This window comes from Bacteroides sp. AR29 (assembly GCF_900217715.1).
GTDB lineage: Bacteria > Bacteroidota > Bacteroidia > Bacteroidales > Bacteroidaceae > Bacteroides > Bacteroides uniformis.
In genome coordinates this window covers 77,614-102,939 of record NZ_OBMS01000008.1, presented here as the reverse complement: position 1 = coordinate 102,939, position 25,326 = coordinate 77,614, and the positions used below count along the sequence as shown (strand labels likewise).

Annotated in this window: 15 protein-coding genes; 1 reads left to right on the top strand and 14 read right to left on the bottom strand. The window is 43.6% G+C overall.

The genetic code is table 11. From position 1 onward, the window contains the following. Positions 1-97 precede the first annotated feature (97 nt). On the bottom strand, positions 98-1,117 hold the full coding sequence (locus CSD97_RS07240; RefSeq protein WP_098032196.1) for a FecR domain-containing protein: 1,020 nt from the start codon (positions 1,115-1,117) through the stop codon (positions 98-100). A gap of 152 nt (positions 1,118-1,269) precedes the next feature. Here CSD97_RS07240 and CSD97_RS07235 point away from each other — a divergent pair, with 152 nt between their 5' ends. Then, a complete protein-coding gene (locus CSD97_RS07235; RefSeq protein WP_005829791.1) occupies positions 1,270-1,818 on the top strand; it encodes an RNA polymerase sigma-70 factor in 549 nt (182 codons plus the stop codon). Positions 1,819-1,887: 69 nt separating this feature from the next. On the opposite strand, the gene CSD97_RS07230 is transcribed toward CSD97_RS07235, so the two are convergent. From CSD97_RS07230 to CSD97_RS07170, 13 genes are all read right to left on the bottom strand, one after another. Continuing rightward, positions 1,888-4,098: a glycoside hydrolase family 3 N-terminal domain-containing protein gene (locus CSD97_RS07230; RefSeq protein ID WP_098032172.1), complete on the bottom strand. Its 2,211-nt coding sequence runs from the start codon at positions 4,096-4,098 to the stop codon at positions 1,888-1,890. 106 nt (positions 4,099-4,204) lie between these two features. After that, the gene (locus CSD97_RS07225) at positions 4,205-4,975 is read right to left on the bottom strand and encodes a hypothetical protein (RefSeq protein ID WP_098032171.1); all 771 of its coding nucleotides are present in this window, start codon (positions 4,973-4,975) and stop codon (positions 4,205-4,207) included. A gap of 11 nt (positions 4,976-4,986) precedes the next feature. After that, complete coding sequence (locus tag CSD97_RS07220) at positions 4,987-7,707, bottom strand: sugar-binding domain-containing protein (RefSeq protein WP_098032170.1); 2,721 nt, start codon at positions 7,705-7,707, stop codon at positions 4,987-4,989. Beyond that, complete coding sequence (locus CSD97_RS07215; protein WP_098032169.1) at positions 7,704-9,500, bottom strand: glycoside hydrolase family 2 TIM barrel-domain containing protein; 1,797 nt, start codon at positions 9,498-9,500, stop codon at positions 7,704-7,706. Before CSD97_RS07215 ends, CSD97_RS07220 begins: the two co-directional genes overlap by 4 nt. A 39-nt stretch (positions 9,501-9,539) precedes the next feature. Beyond that, the gene (locus tag CSD97_RS07210) at positions 9,540-11,534 is read right to left on the bottom strand and encodes a glycoside hydrolase family 97 protein (RefSeq protein WP_098032168.1); all 1,995 of its coding nucleotides are present in this window, start codon (positions 11,532-11,534) and stop codon (positions 9,540-9,542) included. 14 nt (positions 11,535-11,548) lie between these two features. Next, the gene (locus CSD97_RS07205) at positions 11,549-12,841 is read right to left on the bottom strand and encodes an acetylxylan esterase (RefSeq protein ID WP_057281577.1); all 1,293 of its coding nucleotides are present in this window, start codon (positions 12,839-12,841) and stop codon (positions 11,549-11,551) included. A 13-nt stretch (positions 12,842-12,854) separates the two neighbouring features. After that, on the bottom strand, positions 12,855-14,918 hold the full coding sequence (locus tag CSD97_RS07200) for an alpha-galactosidase (protein WP_098032167.1): 2,064 nt from the start codon (positions 14,916-14,918) through the stop codon (positions 12,855-12,857). Positions 14,919-14,965: 47 nt separating this feature from the next. Further along, positions 14,966-16,846, bottom strand: coding sequence for an FAD-dependent oxidoreductase (locus CSD97_RS07195; protein WP_098032166.1), 1,881 nt, complete (start codon positions 16,844-16,846; stop codon positions 14,966-14,968). Positions 16,847-16,982: 136 nt separating this feature from the next. Further along, complete coding sequence (locus tag CSD97_RS07190) at positions 16,983-18,713, bottom strand: RagB/SusD family nutrient uptake outer membrane protein (protein ID WP_098032165.1); 1,731 nt, start codon at positions 18,711-18,713, stop codon at positions 16,983-16,985. A gap of 14 nt (positions 18,714-18,727) precedes the next feature. After that, entirely contained in the window at positions 18,728-22,030 is a 3,303-nt protein-coding gene (locus CSD97_RS07185; protein WP_227212807.1) for a TonB-dependent receptor, read from the bottom strand. Positions 22,031-22,276: 246 nt separating this feature from the next. Continuing rightward, entirely contained in the window at positions 22,277-23,281 is a 1,005-nt protein-coding gene (locus CSD97_RS07180; RefSeq protein WP_098032164.1) for a FecR family protein, read from the bottom strand. A 53-nt stretch (positions 23,282-23,334) separates the two neighbouring features. After that, positions 23,335-23,916 carry an RNA polymerase sigma-70 factor gene (locus tag CSD97_RS07175; protein WP_005829818.1) on the bottom strand — a complete coding sequence of 194 codons (582 nt, stop codon included), beginning with the start codon at positions 23,914-23,916 and terminating at the stop codon, positions 23,335-23,337. Between the two features lie 439 nt (positions 23,917-24,355). Beyond that, positions 24,356-25,225, bottom strand: a complete 870-nt coding sequence (locus CSD97_RS07170; protein ID WP_009037868.1) for an NAD kinase — start codon at positions 25,223-25,225, stop codon at positions 24,356-24,358. Positions 25,226-25,326 lie beyond the last annotated feature (101 nt).

Sequence of the window (25,326 nt, the reverse complement as noted above, 5' to 3'; positions counted from 1 at the left end):
TTAAAGATTAATGTAGGTGTTTACTTTTCGTTAATTATTAAATAATGTGCATTTCTCATTTGTTTGTTTGGCATAAGTTTTTAATTTTGTTACTGTTTCATTTTACTTTTTGTTTTGTGTCTGCAAACGAAATTGTCAACTCATTCTCTTCGTTAAAGGTATATTTCATAGGTTGGATGCGTGCCATGATGCGGAGTATTTCGTCCAGCGGTTCGCTACGCAACGTAAACGTATAGAAATATTTATTGGATAATGTAGGATCCACGTCTATCTTTACCCGATACCATTTAGAAAGCAGTTTGCAAATGTCTCCCAATGAACGGTTTCTGAATACGAGTTGTGTATTTGCCCACGAAGAGGCAAAATGTACATCATCTTTTTCTACCTTAAGTGTCAGGGTTTTCCGATTAAAAGTAGCTGTTTCGCCCGGTTTGAGGAAACGGTTCTCTGTCTCGGTTTCCAAAGAGACGGACCCTTCTACCAAACTCACCAATGTATTTTCCGAACCGGGGAATGCATCGACATTGAATTTGGTTCCGTGAACTACGATACGCATACCTTCTGTCTGCACAATAAAAGGTTTGTCAGCATCGTGTGCTACATCGAAGTAAGCTTCACCAGTTACATTTACGATACGCTCATCCTTATTCATTTGTGATCCGTATTGCAAAGAGGTCTCTGTATGCATCCATACTTCGCTTCCGTCAGGAAGGAGAACCTTAGACTTACCCGACAAATTAGAGTATAACTGCGGCATGGCTTCAGGCTGTCCGTTAAGGAATCCTATGTAGAATGAGCAACCGATGGCAACAGCTATACATGCAGCTACTGCGTAGCGGTATATCCGTTTCAGTTCGAAGCGTTTCTTTGCAGGTTTTTCAGTCTGCTTAGGCTCGCTGGCGTGCATACGGTTGACAAGTTCATTCCAATAATATTCGGTATTGGGCGTGTAGTTTTCTACATTTGCCTGAATTTTTTCCCATAACAGTTGCAATTCCTTGAATAACGCTTCGTTGTTACTGCTGCGTAACCAAGTCTCCAATTGCCGCTCTTCGTCTGCGGAAATTTCCTGTTTCAACTTAGGAATGATTAAATTCCAAGGAACACTTTTTTTCATGATCACGATGTTTTTATAGGCCTTCACTTATATGACACATCACTTGAGTTTAACCCTTATTCCAATTCCAATTATTTTTTTAATAAATTTCGAGGAACGAATAATATTAGTATCTTTGCCACTCAAGAAGCCCTATCTAATATAACTTCGATATGCCTGCAGAAGATGATATCCTATTGTTACAGTTAATCAAACAAGATGACGAGAAGGCTTTCAAGCACCTTTTCGATACTTATTTTGTTTCACTCTGCCGCTTCATGTCCCTTTATCTGAGAGACAAGCAGGAGATAGAAGAACTGGCCCTTTCTATCTTTATGAATTTGTGGGAGGGTAGGGCCGATTTGACTCTTAAAATCTCATTCAAGGCTTATCTTTTCCAGTCTGCACGTAATCGTTGCCTGAATGCTTTACGCGATGAAAAGGATACGGTTCCCATCGAGGGAGGAGAAGAATATGGATATGCTCTTGCTGCTGATACTTCGGTGGAGATGGAAGAACTGAACCGATTGATTGAAGAAGCTGTTTGTTCCCTTCCGGACAAATGTGGGCAGGTTTATCGCAAAAGTAGGGAGGAAGGGAAGACTAATCAAGAAATTGCCGGGGAAATGGGGATTTCTGTCAAGACGGTGGAGGCCCAAATAACCAAAGCCTTGAAGCATATCAAGAAATTTTTAGGAGAACAGTATACTTATTTGTTCTAAAATAGAAATCGCAGGCCATCTGCCTTTTAGAATGATGAAAGGAGGATGGCCTGCAATATAAAAAGAAGATTAATCTATAACCATGAATTTTACTTTCTGGTCTTTCACTATTACATAATATTCTCCATTCTCAAGGAAATGTTCACCATTGGCATTTACAAAACCAAGATCACGCATCGGGTCTATTTCAAAGCGGAATATATGTGTTTCACCTGCTTTAATTAGTTGCTTTTCGAAGTGCTTCAACTCTTTGCATGGACGGGTAATCGTGCTAAATGGGTCTGAGATAAACCAATGCACCACTTCTGCACCGTCACGTTTGCCTACATTGGTGACTGGGATTTCCATTACCAACTTTTCACCGCGTCTGATGGTTTCTTTGGGCAAGTTGATATTACCATAATTAAAGGTGGTATAACTCAAGCCGTATCCGAATTCATACAGTGGGGTAGAGGGGAGGTCTTGATATTTGCCACTTTGTGGACGGGCTGTTTTGCGCTGATTGTAATAGATTGGAATCTGTCCGGTGGAACGTGGAAAAGTAATGGAAAGCTTGCCCGAAGGATTTACCCGGCCGGACAAGACACCTGCCAATGGTTTACCGCCAGGTACTCCCGGTTGCCACATTTCAACGATGACGTCACAGAGAGGTTCCACTTTAGAGAGTCCCAAAGGACGTCCGTTAGCCAGTACCAGAACAATCGGTTTGCCTGCTTTCTTCATTTCAGCAATGAATTCCTCTTGAATGGTAGGCAGTTCTATGATGGAACGCGATGCGTTTTCGCCACTCCACTTTTTCTTTTCACCCATACAGAGTAGAATGACATCTGCTTTCCGGGCTACAGCCAGTGCCTCACTGAATTTGGAAGTGTCGTTACCGTCGAAATCACAACCCTCGGTATAAATCAGTTCAGCCTTGCCTGCAAATTCTGCATCCAGCGCCTTTTTGATGGGGAGGACATCTTCTGCATGTCCATGTCCATACCATGACCCCAGGAGCTCGGCATAGTTTTCTACCAGAGGCCCCATGACGGCGATAGTTGGCTTGTTCCCGTTTGCCAGAGGGAGTACCTTGTTTTCATTCTTCAGTAGAACAATGCTCTCTTCTGCCAGTTTCTCTGCAATAGCCAGGCTTTGTGGAAGGAGGAAGCGCTCTTTTTCTGTAGATGTCGGGGTGTAGGGATTGTCAAAAAGTCCAAGGCGGAATTTGATACGGAGCACGCGTTTTACTGCATCGTCCACCAGTTGCATGCTTATTTTACCTTCTTCCACCAGCTTTGCCATATGCCTGTCATAGCAATGCCCCATCATGTCCATTTCCAGGCCGGCGTTGAAAGCCAGACGGGCAGCTTCTTTGCGGTCGGCAGCATGGCCCTGGTCAATAAGTTGCGGTACTGCAGACCAGTCTGAAACAACAAAGCCGTCGTGTTTCCAACGGTTCTTCAGAATTTCTGTCATCGTGTAATGGTTGGCGCTTCCGGGAGTGCCGCTGATGTCATTGAATGAACTCATTAAAGTAGCGGCACCGGCTTTTACGCCAGCTTCATAGGGAGGAATATAGGTGTCCCACAGAGTCTGATTGGAGATTTCCGTATAAACATAGTCACGTCCTGCTTCAGAAGCGCCGTATCCGATATAATGTTTAAGGCAGGCGGCTACTCGCTTGCTGTCGGACATGTCTTCACCTTGGTATCCTTTGATGGATGCGACACCGAATACAGCATTGGTATAAGGGTCTTCGCCATAGCCCTCTGCAACACGTCCCCAGCGTCCGTCTCTTGCCACGTCAATCATAGGGGAAAAAGTCCAGTCTACCCCGGACATGCGTGCTTCCTGGGCGGCAACGGCACATGCTTGTTCTACCAATTGGGGATTCCAAGAACATGCTTGTCCCAAAGAGATGGGATAAATGGTACGGAACCCGTGGATGACGTCGTATCCGAAAAGGATGGGGATACCCAGACGTGATTCTTCCATTGCTTTTCTCTGAGCCTCGTTACGCAGATTGGCATCTTCATCAAAATAAATGAGGGAGCCTAATGTGGCAGGAATTTTTTTTACTTCCTCACCACGATTGTTCTCGTTGTTATTCCGCCCCAAAGTGTACTGGTTGAGTTGTTGTACCTTTTCTTCCAGTGTCATTCTGCTGACCAGGTCATTTACACGCTCCTCAATGGGAGCTTTGGCATCTTTGTAGATGGGTTGCTTTTTGTTTGCAGCCATTGCTCCGGCCAGGCAACCACTTAAAAGGAGGCAACTGATAAATGTTAGTTTCTTCATGATATATATAATTATGCTATTCTCATTAAATAAGACACGTTTTTCGGAATCTGCTCCTACACAAAGGTCGTTTTTTTAAGGAATATAAACAAGTACATGCAAGGGCTTATTTGAAAATAGGCTTATCGGTTAGTGTCATGGAAGCTTGTTCGTTATTTTTTAGTTCAAATACCACTATTTCATTATTACCTGCTATCAGAGCACCAGCAGGTATCTCCAGGGTCTTTTCTGCATTTTCTTCCCAGTAGGCACCCAAGTATTGCCCGTTTATCCAGACTTCTCCCATTCCCCAGCCAGACACGTCAAGAAAGGTCTCTTGTGCCGGATTGCTTACTGTGACACCACCTTTACGGAAGCAAGGGATGGAGGAGGTACCTTCTTTGAAAGTTATTCCGGCCACATCGCATTCCTTAATTTCCAATGGGGTCATCTTCCAGCCTTCTAAATCTGTCTTTCCCAATGTTATGCTGCCGTAGATACCTTTTGAATTGTCCAGAATTTCAGGACCATAGGTAATACGTCCGATATTTTCAGTATAGATACTAAGTTTGTGTATACCTATCGGTAGATTGGTTTTCAAGCTTTTACTGCTATCTTTTAAATATCCTTGCAGTTTGCCGTCTGCATAGACCACAGCATAATCCCGTACGTTTTCAATAGTTAGTGTGGGATTCTCCTCTTCCACATCAACGGTTGTCTCATAGAGGGCATAGCCAAAATCCATATCCAGTTCATTCATGGGCAGTAAGGCATCATCTTCTACAGTTTCTCCATAAACTTGTTCCAATGGAGCTGTTTGTGACATTTTTATCTCTTGTGCTGCTGCCGGTCCGACCGGCAGCAACAAAAGAGCCCAAAGCAAGAATAATTTCATCATATTTCCTTTATTTATTTCTTTAAGAATGATTCAATGTAGGACTCGTCAACGGTAATTTGTGGAGCGAATTTGTCACTCTTTACGTAGCGGTCAATGCTTTCCAGCAATTGCTGGGTGGCAGGACGTTCGTTGATGTTTTTCTGGGTATCTACGGCCAGTACCAGTAGACTGCCTTTCTTCACTTTTGCTTCGAAACCAATACCGAGCTTTTCATTATTGTCGTAATGGTCTATTACTTGTATGAAAGGCCGCAGTGCTGCCGGAGCATCTTTCATCTCAATAACCTTGGCATTTTCCAGAATGTCCCACCACTGCCAGTCAGTATGGTAGGAAGTTATGAAATGCTCGAATATAGGCTGGTCGTCATGAATCAGACAGCCAATGGTCATAGGAGGCCATTTGAACATTATCGGATTCCAAAAGTGATTGTGGAACACGGATTTACGACCTTTTACTTTGGAAGGTTTGGGGCAGAGTACCACTTTCTTGCCATCGGCAAGGTGTTGTTTTGCTTTTTCATCGAATACTGTGGTGTAGAGCACTTCACTAGTGGACTGCATTAAGTTGCTATGACGGGGATATACCCAGATATCCCAGCTGTTTTTTACGTGTGCAACAGAAAGATGGACCGTCAGCTTCTGTGGTTCAGTGATATTGTCCAATGCATAACTGAAACTGCCAAGTGGAAATACCCCGTTCTTTCCGACAGTTTGTGTTTTCAGTTTTCCGCTCTTAAGGGTTTTACCGTTGCTGTCGGTGATACTCCAATTGATTTTTGCGTTTTTCAATAGGGTAGGTCCATAATTGTATATTTCCGCTTTTCCTTCAAATACTTCATCATTGTAAAGTGCGCGTTTGTCGAAACGGAGCAACGCAACAGTCGGTGCACAGAACTCGCGCCACTTTTCCGGTGTGATGAGCCCTTTGGTATTCCAGAAAGGATCGAGAATGCCTACCGGTGCATATCCTTGTCCGGTAAAATCATTCAGAGACAGTAATTGGAAACCGCCTTTCAGATAAGTGCGCAACTGGGCTTCTATGACATCCTTGTACTCTATGGCGGTCAAGGCTCCAGAAGCACGGAAGAAGTCATGTGCTTGGTCGAGCATGTGGTTTTTGTTCAGCAGTTCACGGAATATCTCGAAATTACGCGCTTGTACGGGGCCGGTGAAGTTCTTTATTTCCTCGAAATTGGGATAGATGCACCGCTGTCCGGATTCATGCGAGATGATGGGCAGGCCTACTCCCAGTTCCTTGTTTTTGTCCCAGTTTGTATAAGGACGTCCTTCGTAGATGGCCATGTGTCCTTTGGTAGTCTGATGGGTAATGTAGAACTGGTCTGATTTGACACGTGTGCGGGCTGTGGAACCGCTGTATAGACGGCGGTTATCCAACTGGCGGGCCGTGGCGGTAAGCTCTTCTATGAAACTGAAATCACCGGTAATCTCGTTTCCGTTACAGTAGAGAATGAAGGAAGGGTGATTCCCATATTCTTTCAAGATACCCCGCAGCTCGCGACGGAAGAAATTCCAGCGCTTCTCATCGGGTTGGGCATCTTTACCCCACATCGGCATTTCCACCTCCAGATAGACACCCAGCTTGTCTGCCATACGGAACGCAGCGGCAGGAGGACACCAGGAGTGGAAGCGCATATGGTTCATACCATATTCTTTTAGGATACGGAGTACACGTTCCCAAGAGGCATCGTCCACGGGAGCATAGCCGGTCTTGGGGAACACTGCGTTTTCAACGGTACCGCGCAGGTGTATGGGTTCGCCATTAAGGATGATATGGTCCTCACCAGCCTCTACTTCGCGCATACCGAAAGTTGTGCTTTTCTCATGCGCATAGGATTGGCCCTCTACACTGGAAGTCAACTTACAGTCCAACGTATAAAGATTGGGATGGAACTCATTCCACAAATGGATATCCTTACCCAAAAACATTTCTTCCTCGATATAAGTAATGGAATCGGTCACTGTTACTGGTACTTCCTTTTGTAGTCTATAGTCCTTTCCTGTCACGTGGAAGGATATTTTGCCGCTGGCGGTATGTTCTGTACAGTTGCGGACAGTCATTTTGACTTTGATGCTTTTGTTCTTGATGTCCGGATAGACCTGCATGTCATCTACATAGACTGGATCTACAGCTACCAGCTTAATTTCGCCCAATACTCCGTTCCAGTTTATTTGGGTAAATTCGGAGTGGGCATGGTCCCATTTATGGGTATCGTACTGGTAGCGGTTGTCTATACAGAAAGTTATCAGTTCTTTTTTGCCTGGATGTAGCCATTGGGTCAGTTCGTGGTTGTGGGGAATACTGATGTAGTCTATTTTACTCACTTCTTCTTTGCCTACATATACCGAACTGAGCCAGTGTGTACGTTCAAAATAGAGGAAAATGCGTTTGCCTTTCCATGCCGCAGGAATTTCTATTTCTCGCTGGTACCATGCGGGGCCCATATATTCGTAGACACGGGTCAGCCTATCCAGGTGGCGGTAAGGAGATTTGTAGCCTATTTTATAGTCATCTGTAATTCCCGGCAGAACGATGCTTTCCTGCAGGCGATGGCAGTAACGTACGTCCAGTGAACCTCTCCGGAAGTCCATGACATCTGTCTGGAATGCCCATTCACCAGACAAGTCCATTTCATTCTTTTCTTGGGCATGCCCGCTCCAGACCATAGAGGTCAGGAGGAGGGCAGCCATGTAGTGTTTTATTTTGTGCTTCATTGTTCTGTTTTCTTTTGGTTATAGTAATCACGCATGATGTACCATGCTTTTTTGCGTTGTCCCTGGTCGGAAACCAGTCCTTTACGGTTCCATTCCCCTCCCTGGTGTGGATGGAAACGGAAGGGAGAACGGAAATCAAAAAGAATCCACGGCGATGTTCCGCGCAGGTTGGGGATATGCTTGAACATTTCCAGATTGTCCTTGTAGAGTTGTGCCTGATAATCCTCACTCCAAGAACTCTTGACTTCCGCGTCGCCATGTTTGCCATAGAGCGCTTCGCCTCCGAACTCGGAAATGAAAAGAGGTTTGCCGGGAGCTACATTCCAGACAGCCTGGTCCGGAGCCAGTGGCCAGTCATGATACCATCCCATATATTTGTTGATGGCTACCATGTCCAGGATGTTGATAATGGAGTCATTCATCTCAAAGTTCCGGCTTTCGCGGTTGAAGCGTACCAAATCGAAGGCGGCCGTAATCAGACGGGTTGAGTCGATGTCCAGGCAACATTGTTTCATGTGTTTCAGAAATTCATTGCGCGGGGCGGAAGTGGCTGTTTCATTGGCAATCCCCCAAAAGGCAACGGAACAACGGTTTTTGTCGCGCATCACCATCTCTTTAATCATTCTGCCTGCTTTCTCACGGGTAGCGGTATTCTTGAAGTCAATCCCTTGCCAGATAGGTATCTCTTCCCATAAAAGAAATCCCATTCTTTCTGCTAGGCGGACAGTATATTCATTTTGTGGATAATGTGCCAGACGAATCATGTTGGCACCCAGCTCTTTGGCTTCGGATAACAGCATTGTTGCGTCCGCTTCTGAGAAGGCACGCCCGCGGCGTTGCGGAATTTCCTCGTGGAAGCTGATACTGCGCAGGAAGATGGGCCGGTCGTTCAGATAGATATCTTCGCCTTTTACATAAAGGTTACGGAAACCAATTTGCTCGTTGAGCCGGTCACTTTCTGAAGTGATGGTCACATCATACAGTTTTGGAGCATCCGGTGACCAACGTTGCAGTTTTTGGGTTTTGATAGTGGCCTGGGCAATTCCGTTGGCATCGGTAGTCATGTTCTGTCTGATACCCAATTCGGGGATGGCGACTTGCACGTTAATGCCAGGCTTTGCTTCGGATAAGGTTACTTTGGCACGAATCAGGTTGGATTGTATCTTGTCCAACTGGATGAAATGGTCTTTGATGTAACTTTGCGGAACGCTTACCAACATTACATCGCGCGTGATGCCGCCGTAATTCCACCAGTCAAAGGACATGGCAGGGATGGCATCCGTGGTGCGGGTATTATTGACTTTCACCACCAGGAAGTTATCCTTTTGCTTTACCTTATCTGTGATTTCCACCTGGAAGGGAGTGAATCCTCCTTCATGGCTGGCTATTTTTTCCCCGTTCAGATATATTTTGCTACGGTAACTTACCGCACCGAAATAGAGAAACAAACGTTTGCCGTCAGTCTTTGGGGTATCGAAAGAGCGTCCGTACCATACAGTCCCTTCATAAAATTTCAATTCGGGCATTTGTGAATTGAAATCGGCAGGTACATTCAGGACCAAACCTCCGTCGAAAGAGTATTCATAAAATTGCTTGTTGTCTTGAGGTTTTCTGTTTTTGTACACCTGCATCCTTTCCCCTTGGTCATAAAGGTCTACAATGGCTCCCCACTTCCCATTCAGTAGCCGGTAGTCGCGTCCGTAAACATTGGACAATAAGTCTTGTGCTTGTGACTTGCCTCCCAGTACAGACACTGCGAGCAAACAAGTAATCATTAGTCTTTTAATTTTCATAAATCGTATGTATCAGTTAACGTTTAAAAAGCCTATGAATTATTCTTTGTATATTTTCAATGCGCATCCGCCTCCTTGTGCCATTTTGACGGTCAGTTTACGGGATGCAGGAATGTCTGTGACGGTCTTTTGGTAGTCGGAAGCCAGGCGGTTGGCATTCACTCCGTCATGAAACATTTCCGCTTTCCATCTGCCTGTACCGAGGAAAGAAAGGTCCAGTGTCAGAGTACGTGCATCCCAATTGGTCAGGGAGCCGACATACCAGACATCTCCTTTCCTGCGCGCCATTGTGATGTATTTTCCAATTTCTCCGTTCATGGCTACTGTTTGTTCCCAGACGGTAGGGATGGCAGCGATGAATTCCGTGCATTCTTCTTCACGGTCGTAATTGGTGGGACTGTCGCACAACATGTTCAATGGTGATTCAAATACGACATATTCAGCTAATTGGCGGCAACGGGTTCCCTGGCTCATTGGGGTATCCATTGAGGAGTGGTAACACCGTTTGTTGGCATTGTGCATGGCGCCTTGTGTATAGTCCACCGGTCCGGCCAGCATACGGATAAATGGCATGGTGACATCGTAGGTTACCTGGTCGGTATGGATGTCACTCCACTTCATCTGTTCCAGCCCGTGAACGGCTTCATAGTTGATGACATTGGGATAAGTGCGGTTCAGCCCGGTAGGTTTGTACGTGCCGTGAAAGTCTACCATCAACTTATATTTAGCGGCAATTTCGGCAGCCCGGTAGTGGAAGTCTACCATTTCCTGGTCATCCCTGTCCATAAAGTCAATCTTGAATCCTTTGATGCCCATTTCGGAATAGTGCTTGCATACATGTTCCATGTCGCGGGCAAAGGCATGGTAACCAGCCCAAAGGATGAGTCCTACATTCTTTTGCCTGGCATAGGCCGTGAGCTTCTTTAAATCTATTTCCGGTACAACCTGAAAGAGGTCAGCCTCGAGGTTGACAGCCCAGCCTTCATCCAGAATCACATACTCGATGCCATGCCGGGAGGCAAAGTCGATATAGTGCATATATGTTTCATTGTTTATTCCAGCTTCGAAATCCACGCCTTTAATTCCCCAATGGTTCCACCATTCCCAAGCTACTTTGCCCGGACGTATCCACGAGATGTCTTTCATGCGTGATGGAGCAGCCAGCTTATAAACCATATCGTTATCTGCCAGCTCCTTGTCATTTCTTGCCACAACAATGATGCGCCAGGGTAGTTTGGCTTTCGGCTGGCAGGAAGCAATGTAGTTTTCACGTTCTGTGACTAATATTTGCAGTTGGTTATGCCCGCCTCGTTTTTTTGTTTTGGGGACGGCGGCAAAAGCGGAAGTGAGTGCTGTTCCCCCGTTTCTGTTGATGAGGAACATGCCCGGATAGCTCTCCACGTCGGATTCGGCAATACAAAGTTTACGGCCGTTTTCCTGCTCTATTACTACGGGGGTAAACATCAGTCTTTGGGGGTTCAGTCTGGATAGCTCTATATGTGTATAGGTGTTTTCAAAAGAGTTGGAGAACTGGGCTTCTATCGGTTGTTTATCGCCATCTTTTACATAAGGAACAATCGATTTGTAGTCCTTGTTGAAGTTGAAGGCGGCTTCTTCGCTTGTAACTTTGAACGGTCTGTTTCCGGTCGCTGCGAACCGGTATGCCATTCCTTCATTGTACATTCTGAAAATGAGGTTGAAATGTTCCCGGAAACTTAACGTCATTTCATTATAGACATCCTTTACTTCACTGCGTTTGTAGAAAGGAGAGGGAATCACCTCATTTGCCTGGCGATGACTGACTCTCTTAAGATGGGAGCCGTTACCCCAGACTGTCCCATTATCCAGATGTACTGATAAGGGAGAGGGGGCTACCAATGTATGCCCTTCTTCCGTCAGCTCGTAAGTGATCCGGTCACCTATATATAAGGTAACCTCCAACTTGCCGTCCGGTGAGTTCAGACGATATTCCTTTTGTCCGAACATGTTCGGGATGATGAAAAGCAGTGTTGTAATAAAAAAAAGTATTCTCATGATTCTTATAGTTTTTATTTGTTTTGTTGAAAGAAATCAGCGACCCATTTCCATGCGGCTGCCCATTGTTCTGGGTAGGCATAATGAGCCGTTTCTTCGGATACTAATATTTGTTTGGGTGCTTGAATTACATTGTAGGCAGAATAGGTAGTAGTGGGTGGACAGACCATATCATTATATCCGAATGAGTAGAATCCGGGAACTTTTATTTGGCGTGCAAAATTAACTGCGTCATAATAACGTGCTGTATTTGCCTTTTCTGCAGTCTGATTTTCTTGCTTGTTAAACATGTGTGGCCATCCTCCGGCACGGTTATGTATATAGCCGACCATGTCACAAAGAGCAGGGTAAAAGGCTACCAGTCCTTTGACACGTGAATCAAGTCCAGCTGTCACGATGGACAATCCTCCTCCTTGGCTACTGCCGAATGTTATCAAATTGCTCCCATCGAATTGTGGTAGGGAATAAATAAAGTCAATGGCACGTACACAGCCTAGATATACACGTTTATAATAGTATTTATCCCGATTATCCAGATTGAACGTGTGGTACCCTTTTAATGCTCCCATATAGAGATTGGTATATACCGGTCCTGACATGTTGACCGGAATACCGTGTATTCCTATTTCGAAAACAATCCAGCCATTGGCAGCATGTTCCACATCTCCGGCATAAGAACGTATTCCTGCACCTGGTAGCTTTAAAACTGCGGGATATCGACCTTTTGCTTTAGGCATAGCCAGCATGCCGTATAAGCGTGTATGGGATTCATAATTCTGTATATTCACATGGAATACATTCACTTTCTCTGTACAACGTTCGGGTACAAGGGTCATTTGTACATCCATTGGTGTCTTTTGAGCCTGGAGTTTTGCTGTTTCCCAGAAATTTAGAAAGTCTTCGGGCAATGATGTGATAGGTTTTAATTTTTCTGGATTGATTCCAACGGTTACTATCCCTTGGTATTCACGTCCTCCATATTTAACAAAGGCTTGGCAACGGAGAAAGCCAGGTTTTTCCATTGTTTTGGCTTCCACCGTGGCTGTCCCTTTTTCAGCTTGCAATATGCCTTCTTTGTGAGGCTTCATCATATCTTCTGAAATCTGGTACCGAATTTCTGTGTCAGGAATTGGTACGTTGTTTTTCAGTACCGTAATGCTGAATTTTATTTTTTCGCCTGGCTTATATAGCCAGTCTGTATGATTGGGAGTGATCTGTATCCGAATCAGCCGTTCGGCAGGTTGTCCGAAGGCTCGGTAAAACAGCATCAAGAAGGCGATTAAGAGTATACTCCTTGTGATTTTCATGTCAGTCTTTATTTTAGCGTTTGTTTTTAATTTCATACTTGTAGACAACATAGTCATTGATTGATGGCAGAGAGATTTCCAGCCTTCCTTTCTTTCCGGTTACTGCTGTCATCGCTTTGCCGTGTCCCATCAATGGGATACATCTTACTGTGACACCTTCTGGCAGCCAGGTTTCGACTTCTGTAGTCCCTTCTGGATGATTTTCACGGTACACAATCAAGTATCCTCTATCTTTCTTTAGAGACTGGAAGCCGGTCCAAGAGCGTCCCGATGGTTCATCTCCTATGGGTAGGATAGTGCCGGAATGCATGTCATGCTGAAATTTCTTGTAGGCTTCTGTATGTTCTCGTAATGTAAATGCTTCCTCGGGTAGATTGGTACCTTCCATCCAGGCAAGCGGCTGTCCTGCTAAAGTCGTAGCAAACAGATATTCAAATGAATAGTTTTCTGGAGCGAAGACTTCTCCTTTATATTTATCCGTATTTCTCCATTTGTTCAAGAACTCTATTTGCAGCTTTTCTGCCGGAACATATTTGGAAAGCATCCAGAGGTTACGCAAAGTCCAGTAAGGATAGTAGTTCTGCCAGTCGGTATAACGGTTTTCCAGAAAGATATTTCCATATTCATTGAACATGTGGTAGCCTCCGCGGCGGCTGGCTGTCGCATCAAGGTTGAAAATCACTGCCTCGTCCGTCTCTTCCAGCACTTTGTTGAATAAGCGGTGCAGGTTTGTTTCGGCTTCTTTACTGGGAATGGTGAGCCCGTCTATCTTGAATATTTTGATGTCGTATTCGCGATAGAGGCTGATGAGTGCTTGCGCATCTTTCTGCCAATCGGCAAAATCATTTTGTATGCTGGGATTGAACCAAAGACCGATTTCAATACCTAATTCCTTGCCACGCTTTACGATGGGATGCAAACCACGTGGATACTTTTGCGGATCGGGTTTCCAGTAGTCTTTATTGTCCCAAATGTTCTTGAATGAACCGCGGGCTACAGCTGAATTAGGACTTTTACCTATTTGCCAGCCATCATCAATCTGGAAATGGGTGATTCCCAGACGGGCGGCGCGTTCCAGTTCTTTCAAACAGAAGGATTCGTTTACTTTTGAGTCCTGGCTACGGTCTCCCCAGGTGTTCATCATAATCATCTCGTCGCGGTCGGCCCGGTAAGTACGTATATTCTTCTGATATGAACGAAGCGCTTGTAGGCGGCTCAGTTCACCTTCTCCGTATATTCCCAATACACATCCGTATGTTTTGGTCCAACGGTCGGGAGTCACGTCTTTCTCGGTAATGCCCAGACCGGTTACTGTAAACTTTCCGAAATCAGTCAGAAAATCCTTTCCTTGATAGGCTAATTGTACCGAAGAGCAGGGAGCCTCTTTTAAAAAGAAGATGCCACAGTTGTCCTCACCATTAAAGGCAAACAGCAGATTGCCGCGATATCCCAGTTTGCGGTAGGAAATAATCTCTTTCTCGAAAACCAGGTTGTTGTGCCAGTCGGTCACATCGGAAAATTCCACGTTGCGAGCGTGCCAATGTTGTCCTTGGAAATGGAACTGGTCTAGTACAGCGGTTACTTCTTTAGATTTCATGTCTTCGGCGAATTCAATATTCTTCCGGTCGGCTGCACTAACTTCTCTGCCTCCGAAAATACTGTTTACTGTTCCTCTTAAATAGGTGTCGCAGGCTATGGCTGGACAATCATCATAAATACGATATACCCGTTTTATATCTAGCTTCTCCAGGCTGAAAGAAACTTCTACTTTCAGATAAGCGGGAAATATTTTAGTCTCTTTTACGGGAACTACTTTGAGTGAACCGTTTGATGGTTGCGGCAAATCTTTCGTTACTCTGAAATCTGGAGTAAGGCTGTGGTTCTTCCATGATTTTCCATTACTCTTGTCGGTCAGGCGGTAAGTTATGATATTTCCCCCGTTCCACAAAAAGGTACGTTCGACCAAATTGTTCCCGATGGTTAAAGTGTCATTTCTCAGAAGACCGTAGCAGGTATCTTGTGCGTGTAACGAATATCCTCCGAAAAGGACAAATAATAATGTTAGAATATTTTTCATGATATGCGTGTTTTATTAATACTTAAATTGTAGTATCAACGTGTTTCTTACTTCTTGTTTTTTTCAATGGCAAATATACGAGGCTTTTTTAATAATTTTTGTTCATTGAACTTCTGATTATCGGGAATCCCTTCTTTTTTTCCTACTCCCTCTTTCATCAGTGCTTTCAATTCCGGTAGGTGTTTCTGATATACTCCTCTCGGAGTGGTGTTGTACTTTTTACATAAGGAAGCTGCCATCCCGACAACTTCGCCCATCATTCCGGTGGTACGCATTACGCGGACAGTGCCCAGTGCCACATGGGTAACACTGATATTGCGGCCCGCCATAAAAAGATTCTCGATATTTCTGGAATATAGGCAGCGATAGGGCACTGCATAAGGATATATATGGATGTGTTTGGTTGCTGCTTTGAAAGGCGCATCAGGAAAGTGTGATGCATTGAGCGAATCCGGGAAATGCAGGTCGATGCTCCAGGTTGTGACGAAGGAGGCATCTTCGTGATAGACATTTTTATCTATATCATCTTGCTTTAGAATATAATCGCCCAACAATCGGCGTGACTCGCGTTTTCCGGCAATATAGGCTACCCAGTCCAATGCGCGGTTCTTATATTTCTTGTTGTCCTTTAATTCATTTTTCAGAAAACTCCAATTAGAATAGATGACCATTAAGCCATAATCACGTATACGTTCGAAGTCGTCGATTTGATTGAAGTTCATGCCGGTTTCCCATTTCCATTCACCCATCGTCACTTTTTCGCAATTTTTTTCATTGAATTGCAGACCGTACGAGAAAATAGGGAAACGGGTAGGTTTACCTTTGTCTGCAGAGTACCATTGTACGGATGAACCCATTGTCATTTTGTCCGGTTGAATCGGTGCCAGCTCTTCTCCGTATTCGGCACGGGATTCGCGTCCCATGTTGTAGTCTGCACCGGCCAGATACCCGATGGTGCCGTCTCCGGTACAGTCGGAGAACAATGGCGCTTTCAGTTCCACTTCTTTTCCATTCTCTATATGCTTGATGATGACAGATTCTATTCTGTTGCCATCGGTCTTTACAGATATGGCACGGTAGTTGGCATAAAGGGTGATATTCTTTTCATTGGCGATAAAAAGCTCCTTCTTTTCATCTTCATAGTTTGCGGCAGGTTTGGCATTTCCTTCTTTAGAATGTCCGAATTCTCTTATCATACGTCCCAGTCCGGAATTGGGGCTTACTCCGATATTGCCCCCTAAGTGAACCCTGACTTCAGAGCTATTATTGCCGCCAAGTACTGGGCGGTCGTTGATTAATGCCACTTTGCATCCCAATCTGGAAGCGGTTGCGGCTGCACACATACCGGCTATACCGCCACCAGTTACAATCACATCATAGGAGTATTGCTCCGGTTCGGCTGGAATATCCAGCATCTTTTTACGGAAATCTGTCAGTTGTACAGTTTCGTTAGGAGGTAGTTGCTCTTTTTCTGTTGTAAAATAAATAGCATCGCAACGGCCATTGAAACCGGTCAAGTCTTTTAATGTTAGATTACTATTCCCAGCCTTTACTGAAATTTTTCCGGCGGGTTGCCACATCCATTGGTTGCCTTCATCCCCTAAAACTATAGGCAGCTTTTTATTACCGATTTTTAGAGTGAACTTTCCTGGTCCTTTGCCATCATGCCAGGGAGAAGTCCAGTTATAGGTACGTACATATACATAATATGTACCGCTCTCGGGAAAAGATATGGTAGTGGAAGCATCCTCAACCGGGACCCCCATTCCATGAGCCATTAGATAGGGTGACCCCATAAGGTCCATGAATTGCTGGTCTACTACCCATCCTCCTTTTTGGTCAAAGCTTTCTGCTTCTATCAATAGATTGGAGGCTGTGATAAGCTGGCTACAGAACAGTAGACTTAAAATCAATATAATTCTTCTCATAAATATGCGGTTCTTTATTTTGTTGTGGAAACGGTATAAAAGGGCTGCCCTGGATTTCTAATTTGCAGGGGCAGTCCTTTCATTACAGTTTGTTTATCCTTTTATTCACAATCTTTTTACCTATAATGTCTAACCGTTAATACCCTGGATTCTGTTTCATGTTTTCATTAATAATGATTTCAGATGTGGGGATTGGCCATAAATACTGCCGTTCGTCCCATTTGCGCTGGGAAAGTACTTGGATTAAGCCTTCTTTTTCCATAGCAGAGAAGTCTGCGATTCCATCTTCATCTATCTGTGGTGTAGTAGGCCAGAACCACAGTCCTTTTGATGTAACTTTGTCTCTTAATATGTCAGCAGGATATAGAATGCCGTAGTTCTTGGTGTTCAGAGCTTTGGTTGCCAATTTCCAACGAATGAGGTCCATGTAGCGGAGTCCTTCTTTAGCAAACTCTACGCGACGTTCCAGTCTGACTGTCTGGCGTAAGGACTTTTGGTCACGTGCTGTTACTGCCGGATATTTGTCTGTTTCAGAAGATTTCACTCCGTATGCTCTGGCACGTACACTATTGATGGCTTCTAATACAGATTCGTCAATCTTGTTCAGTTCAATCATGGCTTCTGCATAAGTCAACAATACTTCTGCGTAACGTATTTCAATATAGTCACTTTCCACTTTTTGTTTGTTATCTACCCAAGAATCGTCAATACCCTTTTTCCATAGCAATGCATTGAATGAGGTGTATTGCGCATTGGCACGGGTATCTTGGTTGGTTACCATTTTACCGGTTTTGTAGTTCATTACTTTTAATGCATCGGGATGAGGATCAAAGTCAAAGCTACAATGGCGGGTTCCAAATTCTACAATGGTGGCAGTACAACGGGGGTCACGGTTCTTGAAAGGATTGTGGGGATCAAAAAGAGGTGACTCGTCAATGGGCAACCCATCTGTACAGAGGAACGAAGCCAACAAGTCCCAAGAGGGTGCATACGAACCGTATCCTCCAGCATTTCTAGGCAGCTCATTTTTTGTGGCAGTAGCATCGTATAGAATGTTGTATTGCACGGAACGTGGGAATACAAGAATGCTTTCTATGGAATTTTTGGTATTCATCAGAAATAAGTCGCTGAAGTCGGGATGTAATTGATAAGCTTGCAAATTCATACACGCTTTAGCTGATTCGGCCGCAAGTTCCCAATCACCCATGTAAAGGGCAAAACGTGCTTTCATGGCTAATGCAGCACCTTTTGTGAAACGTTGTGTCGAGTTACCGGTATAAGATACTGGTAACATAGAAATTGCTTTGTCGAAGTCTTGGTAAATTAAAGGTATAATCTCTTTTTTTGGAGTACGTCCTTTTTGGAAGGCGTCTTCAATGTAAATATTCTTATCTAGCCAGACAACATCACCAAAGAAAGAAACGAGTACTGCATATTTACAAGCTCTTGTAAAGTAAGCTTCTCCTCTGTATTGATTCAATATTTTTTCAGAGACACCAGCCTTTTCGGCGCGCTCAGATTTTTCAAGAAATGTATTGGCCATCGTTATACATTTATAGTTTGATTGCCATTGCTCTACTGGATACCAGTTCTCTGTTCCACCATCACCATTTACTGTACCGTCTAGGAGGTTGCAACGATTCACATTTCTATAGGTGAAGTTGTCGGTGGCTTGTTCCAGAAGTCCCTGGTTCATTTTATTCCAATATCCGATTTTATAGAATTCATTGGCAGCCATCAATAGTTCTTCTTCTGAAGAATACCAGTTTTCAGTGGAGGCCTCAGACAATGGAACTAAGTCCAAGTCATTGCAGGAACTTGCTAAAAATCCAAGTCCTAAAGCTAATATTATAAATTTATGTTTCATTTTTTTTCTTTCTTTTAAAAGTTAACAGATACGCCTAACAATATAGATGTTGTGATAGGATATTCACTTACTCCCATTTCAGGGTCCCATCCTTTCGGATATTTGCTCAAACAGAATAGATCGGAAGCACTGGCATAAATGCGTGCACCTTTGATACCTATTGCGTTCATCCATTCTTTAGGGAATGTATAGCCTAAAGTTATATTTTTGAGACGGAAATAACCTCCGTTGAACAGCCAATAATCTGACATGGCATAGTTGGAACTTTTGTTTACATGGGTTAGACGAGGATATTTGGCAACTGCGTTTTGTTCGTCCGTATTATAAGGACTCCAATAGTTTCCATCAATGATGGCGGGGAAATTTCCGTAATTGTTACGGAATGGTTCTACCATTTCTCTTGCCAAGCGTGCATTTTGTTTTCCGACACCTTGGAATGCCAATGAAAGGTCAAAATTTTTGTAGCCCAAATTGATATTACCACCATATAGGAAATGGGGTAATGAGCTGCCTAGTAATACTCGGTCATATTCAGGAGAAATCTTTCCGTCGGGTACACCGTCAGGACCAGATATGTCTTTGTATTTAATATCGCCCAATTGAGTGTTCTTATCATTGATTTTGGGAGAATTCTTTAAGTCTTCTTCTGTCAGGAAAAGACCATCGCTAACATAGCCATACCACTCATTGAATTCACTGCCTTCCATTTTAACTTTGTCACCGAGGAATTGGGTTCCTTGTAAATCCCCCATTTTGGAGGTGAAGTCAGAGAAGTTAATGGCTATTCCGTAGCTGAAGTCACCGATGTGGTCATTCCAGCTGACATTCAATTCATAACCTTTGGTTGACATTTTGCCGGCATTGACGTCTGGGTCAGAGAATCCTAGAAAATCAGGGATAGCCATTGCTAATAGCATGTCTTTAGTATTTTTCCAGTAATAGTCACCGTTCACACGTAAGCGGTTGTTCAAGAAAGAAATGTCTAACCCAATGTCTGTAGATTCAGTTTTCTCCCATGTTACATTTTCAATGGCATATTTCTGTTGAGATGCAGTTTGGTCAAAATAAATACCGTTGTTTTGATAGAAAATAGTGTTCCCAAATGCAATGGTTGACATATATGGAAAATCGCCAATACGTTCATTACCCAATGCTCCCCATGTAGCTCTAATCTTCAAGAATGACAGCCATTCCCAATTAAGATTCTTCATGAAATTTTCTTCGCTGAGTACCCAACCGGCAGAGAAGGAAGGGAATGTACCCCATCTGTGTTTCTTTGCAAAACGTGATGAGCCGTCATGACGTATATTGGCCTGGAATAAATATCTGTCGGCATAGCTGTACATGACACGTCCGAAGTAGGAACGATAAGCGTACTCTTTTCCTTTTCCAGAGTTGCCAATTAAATCTTTAGGTCCATTATTGAGGTATGGAAAGTTCGTGAGAACGTATCCGTCTCTGTCAGCACCTAATTCTTCAATATATTCGTAATAGTTTTCGTAACCTGCCATTAGGTTGATGTCATGTTTTCCGGCAAACTTCTTTGCATAGTTTACTATTAATTGCGTAGTGACATTGTAGCTGTCATTGCGGGTTTCTGAGAGTTTGGTTGTGTTGTATAGTCCGCTGTTATCTAAGTATCCCCCTATTGTATTGGGATCATCTGCCAATGTATAGCTGGCTGCTTTCTTGAATGTTTTGAACTTGTCGTAATTAAAGCGGGGAGCAACGATTGCTGAAATTTTAAATCCGTCAAAAGGCTTGAAATCAATAGATGCTTTACCGCCCAATGCTGTGTACCATTTTTCTGTTGTACCACCCAATTTCATCAATCCATAAGGGTTGGCTCCCGATTTGCCTTCAGCTATACGGCCGTCATCCCATACTCCTGCATAAATAGCAGGCATGTAGCGCATCATTCCGAATGGAGTGAATTGCGGCATGTGGTGTTTAGTGCGCTTAACATTGAAGTCCAATGTAGCACTTAACTTTTGGGTAATGTTGAAGTCATTGTTTACACGTAATGTATAGCGTTGGAAATAACGGTCACCGTACAGACCGCCTACTTCATCATACGCCAAGGATGCTTTGGTCTTAACGACCTTGCTGCCGCCTGAAAGGTGGATACTATGACTTTGACGGGTTGCGGATTTCTCAAGAATCAGATCTTGCCAGTCGGTTATAGGATACTGGTTGGGATTGGTTGCATTGTTTTTCACCCAGTTATTAACTTGGTCTTCTGAATAGGCTTGGTATTTGCCACCGTCCGGATTATCTGTATATCGTAATTCATTAGCCATTTCCAGAAAACGTTGCACGCCTACAACCTCAGGCTCTGCGGTAGGTATTTCCCAACCGAATTCACCGTTATAGGTCAATGACAGTTCCTTGTCACTGGCTCTTTTGGTGGTGACAAGAATAACGCCAGCAGCGGCACGAGAACCATAGATAGCAGCGGAAGCAGCATCTTTCAATACAGAAATGCTCTCAACGTCGTTGGCATTTACTGAATTGATGTCACCAGGCACTCCATCAACGATAACCAGAGGATCTGAATTCCCGATGGTTGTGATACCACGTACATATATCTTGTCTGCATTTGCACCAGGCGCATTATTGTTACGGGTTACCATTAACCCTGGGATGGTTCCTTGCAAAGCGGTGGAAAGGGAAGTTGTTTTACGGGCGGCTACTTCTGCACCTCCCACAGAACCTACTGCACCGGTCAAGTCTTTCTTTTTTACGGTACCATAACCGATAACAACAACTTCTTCCAAAGTCTTTGAATCTTCTTGCAGCACTACATTGATTGCGTTTTTACCGTTGACAGCAACAGATGCCGGTATATAGCCTACGTAAGAAACGGTTAGAGTAGCTTTCTCCGGCACATCTTCCAATGTATATTCACCGTCAATGTTGGTTATTGTTCCTTGTGTAGAGCCTTTGATAATAACGGAAGCTCCGATAAGCGGCTCATCATTTTCGTCTACGATTCTACCGGTTACTTTCTTTTTAGCACCTACGGATTTGTTGGTTTGCTGGAACAGCAAAATCTGCTTGTTTGCTTTTATTTCAAAGGAGATTTTCGTTCCTTTAAATAATTCTTTCAATACGGCTTCAAGTGAAGCATTTGATACATTTAAATCCTTTTTTGTTTCAAGATTGGGAAGTTTGTCTGTGTAGAATACGTTATAACCGCTAGCTTTTTCAATTTGCGGTATAATCTGCTTGATGGTCTGCTTGTTTACAGATAAACTGATTTGGGCGAAGCTGTTTCCCCAGAAAAACAGTGCACCCAGCAGTACTAAAGACCGCATAATCATTTTGTTTTGTCTCATGTCTAATAATATTAGATTAATTGTTTTTTATTTTGAGAAAGGCGTACCAAAGACCTGCTCTAATAAGATATTAGAGTAACTTATGACGAATTTCTCGTGAATGTTTAAACTAGAATTTTATTTTGCTGCCGAAAGCTGGCAGTTGTGTTTGATGAAGTAAAAAGTTTATAAAATCTATTCCATATTTTCCTTTTTAAGTTAACATAAAGAGTTTATTAAACACTACTAATATATTACGATCGTATTATCAGATTTTATTTTGTAATTAATGCCGCCAGCTTGGCTGATGTATTCTAATACATTATTCAAACTGCTATTCTTGATGATGCCGTGATAAGTATATTGTTTTACTTTCTCGTTTTTGAATATAAATTTGCAATTATACATTCGTGTAAGCATGGTACAAATTTCTTCAAAAGATTCACCGTAGAACGCTAGTTCATTGCTTCTCCATAGCAAATAACTTGCATTAGGATGAAGCTCGCTTTTTTCGAACTGTCCATTGGTCAGGTTGCAAACGAGCCTTTCGTTTGGCTTCATATATGCCTCGTGTCTGCCGTCGTCTACTTTAACCTTTCCACTTATCAGGCTTACAGCTACTGATTTATCGTCTTTATGTGCACGTATATTGAAGCTTGTACCTAACGCTTGTACATTGATGCCATTTGCTTTCACGATGAAAGGCTTTTCCTTGTCCTTTGCAACTTCAAAATAGGCCTCTCCTTCCAGGGAGACCATACGTGTTTTCTTGTTGTAAGTGTTGTCATATACAATTCTTGAATCAGAATTGATGTAGACCTTTGTGCCGTCAGCCAAAATGATGTCGGCCTTCTGCCCGTTGGATACGGACATGGTGACTTCTGTATTGGCGTCATCGGCCGGTCGTTTGACTCCTGCATAATAGGCTCCGCTTCCCACTGCCAATATGATGTAGGCAACTGCAGCATAGCGCCCAATCTGACGCAGGAAACGGTTCCTTGTTTTCAGGACCTTCGTTTCCGTGGTGGAACTTGCGTCTATCTGGCTTAAAAGTTCGGTGAACATTTCATTTTGTACGGCTTTGTCCATCGTGTCCGGAGCCAGTGCCCAGCATTGCTGATAGTATGCGGAAAATTTCTGTTGAAAATCCGGTCGCTTAATCCATGATTTCAACTGTACATCTTCTTCAGGGCTGGTCAGTCCTCGAAAGAAACGATCCAAAAGTTCAATATGACTGTCTTTTTTATCCATGTTCTGTAGTATATATCTGTATGCCTGCCAAAACACTCACGGATTTTCGTGCTTTAACAATTATTTAGAAAGTAGAAGGAGAGGAAAAGCATGATGAATTTGCGTAATTCTTCTTTCAGTAGTTTCATAGTACGGTAGAAATGAGCCTCTACGGCACGTTCCGTCAAATCTAGCTGTGAGGCGATTTCCTTGTTGGACAGTTTTCCTGCTCTTTTCAGCTGAAAGACTTCCCGTGAAACTTCTGGCAGGCTTTGCAGAAGTTGCTCTATCTGTTTTTCAATGATGGAGACGTCCATATCCATCGTATCTTCCTCGATAGCCTCTGCTTCTGTTTTCAGCTTGTTTTCTACAAATTTGTTGTGTAATAATCTTCGTTCGGTTTCTTTGTATACCATGTTGCGTGCGATGGTGCATAGATATGCCGGAAAACTTTTCTCGGTATCCAGATTACTGCGTTTTTCCCATATCGTCATGAAGCTGCTTTGGGTGATGTCTTTGGCTAATGATTTGTCATATACGAGAAGGACGATGGTGTTGTACAGCCTGGCACTGTATTTTTCGTACAATGCTTCAAAGGCAAATTTATTGCCTTCTCTCAACTTGGCTACCAATAAAGTATCATTTTCTTTCTGCATATTGATTCATCTTACATTTACGCATTCTGAATGGTAGTGTCTTTGTATAGTAAAGTACTATTCCACATAGACTCTGAAAGAATGAACTACAAAGGTGGTGTTTTTATTATTTATTTAAAAGTTTTTTGCTGAAAATATACTTTGTGTGATTATTATTTAATTCTATATTCCACGATGAAGGAGGATGGCAGAAATAGTCATTTGCAGTATAAGAAGTGGTAAACTGATGGATGGGTTTAGGGGCTTATTGTCAATACATTACATTTACAGCGTTGTTACATCCTTATGTAAAAGACGTTACATGCCGGGGAAAGACTCTTTACACACCGGGGTAAAGGCCGTTACATATCGGGGTAAAGGTAGTTACATCCTGGGGTAAATGGAGTTCCCCACTGAGGTAAATAAGTTATCCTGCTGGAGTGAATGAAGTGATATAGGCTTATCTGATGTCCGCCCCCCACATTAGTTTATTGCGAAGGGTATCAAAGAAAATATGGTTGAACCGTTTCACTACCTTTATGCTATAGTCGGCACGTGAGATGTGCAACTGGGTCGTTTCTTTGCAGGACTCGCTACGGCCGTCGATGGCAACCAAGAAGTTGTGGCTGCGGCTTTCCACATCAAGTGTAATTTCCCAGTCGTCACAAATGACGATGGGACGGACGTTGAGGCTGTGTGGAGCCACCGGGGTGATGGCAATGGTTTTACTGTGGGGCACAATGACCGGACCGCCGACGCTGAGTGAGTAGGCGGTGGAACCGGTAGGTGTGGAGATAACTAGGCCGTCAGCTTGATAAGTGGTCAACGGAGCGCCATTGATGGCGGCGTGGATACTGATCATGGACGAACTGTCCCGCTTCAATACGGCTATCTCATTGAGGGCGTAAGGGGATTGCATCAAGCGTTCATCGTCGCACCTCAGTTGCAGTACACTACGCTCTTCCACCTTATAGTGGTTGTTGTAGATTTCATCGAAGGTCTCTTCCATCTCTTCCGGTGAGATGTCGGCAAGGAAACCCAGCCGGCCGGTATTGATGCCCAATATGGGGATATTCTTCTTTCCTACACGGCTGGCTGCTTTCAGGAAAGTGCCGTCGCCACCGATGCTGATAACCATGTCGGCACAGAAATCATCTCCGTCAAACAATTCGGCGTCAGGTATGTTTAAATGTAAATCGGTAGTCAGGAAGTGATGGAATTCCCGGCAGATGCAGAGCTGTGCATTATGCTGTCCGAGCAACCGGAAGAGGTTTTCTGCATGCGAGGATTTCTTTGCTTGGTAGGTATTTCCGAATATGGCAAATTTCATAATCAATTCTGTTGGATTGAAGTGCAAAGATGCTATTTTTTTCTCAGAATGCTGCCAATATATAACTATTATTTGTACTTTTGTCCCAAACTATAAACCGA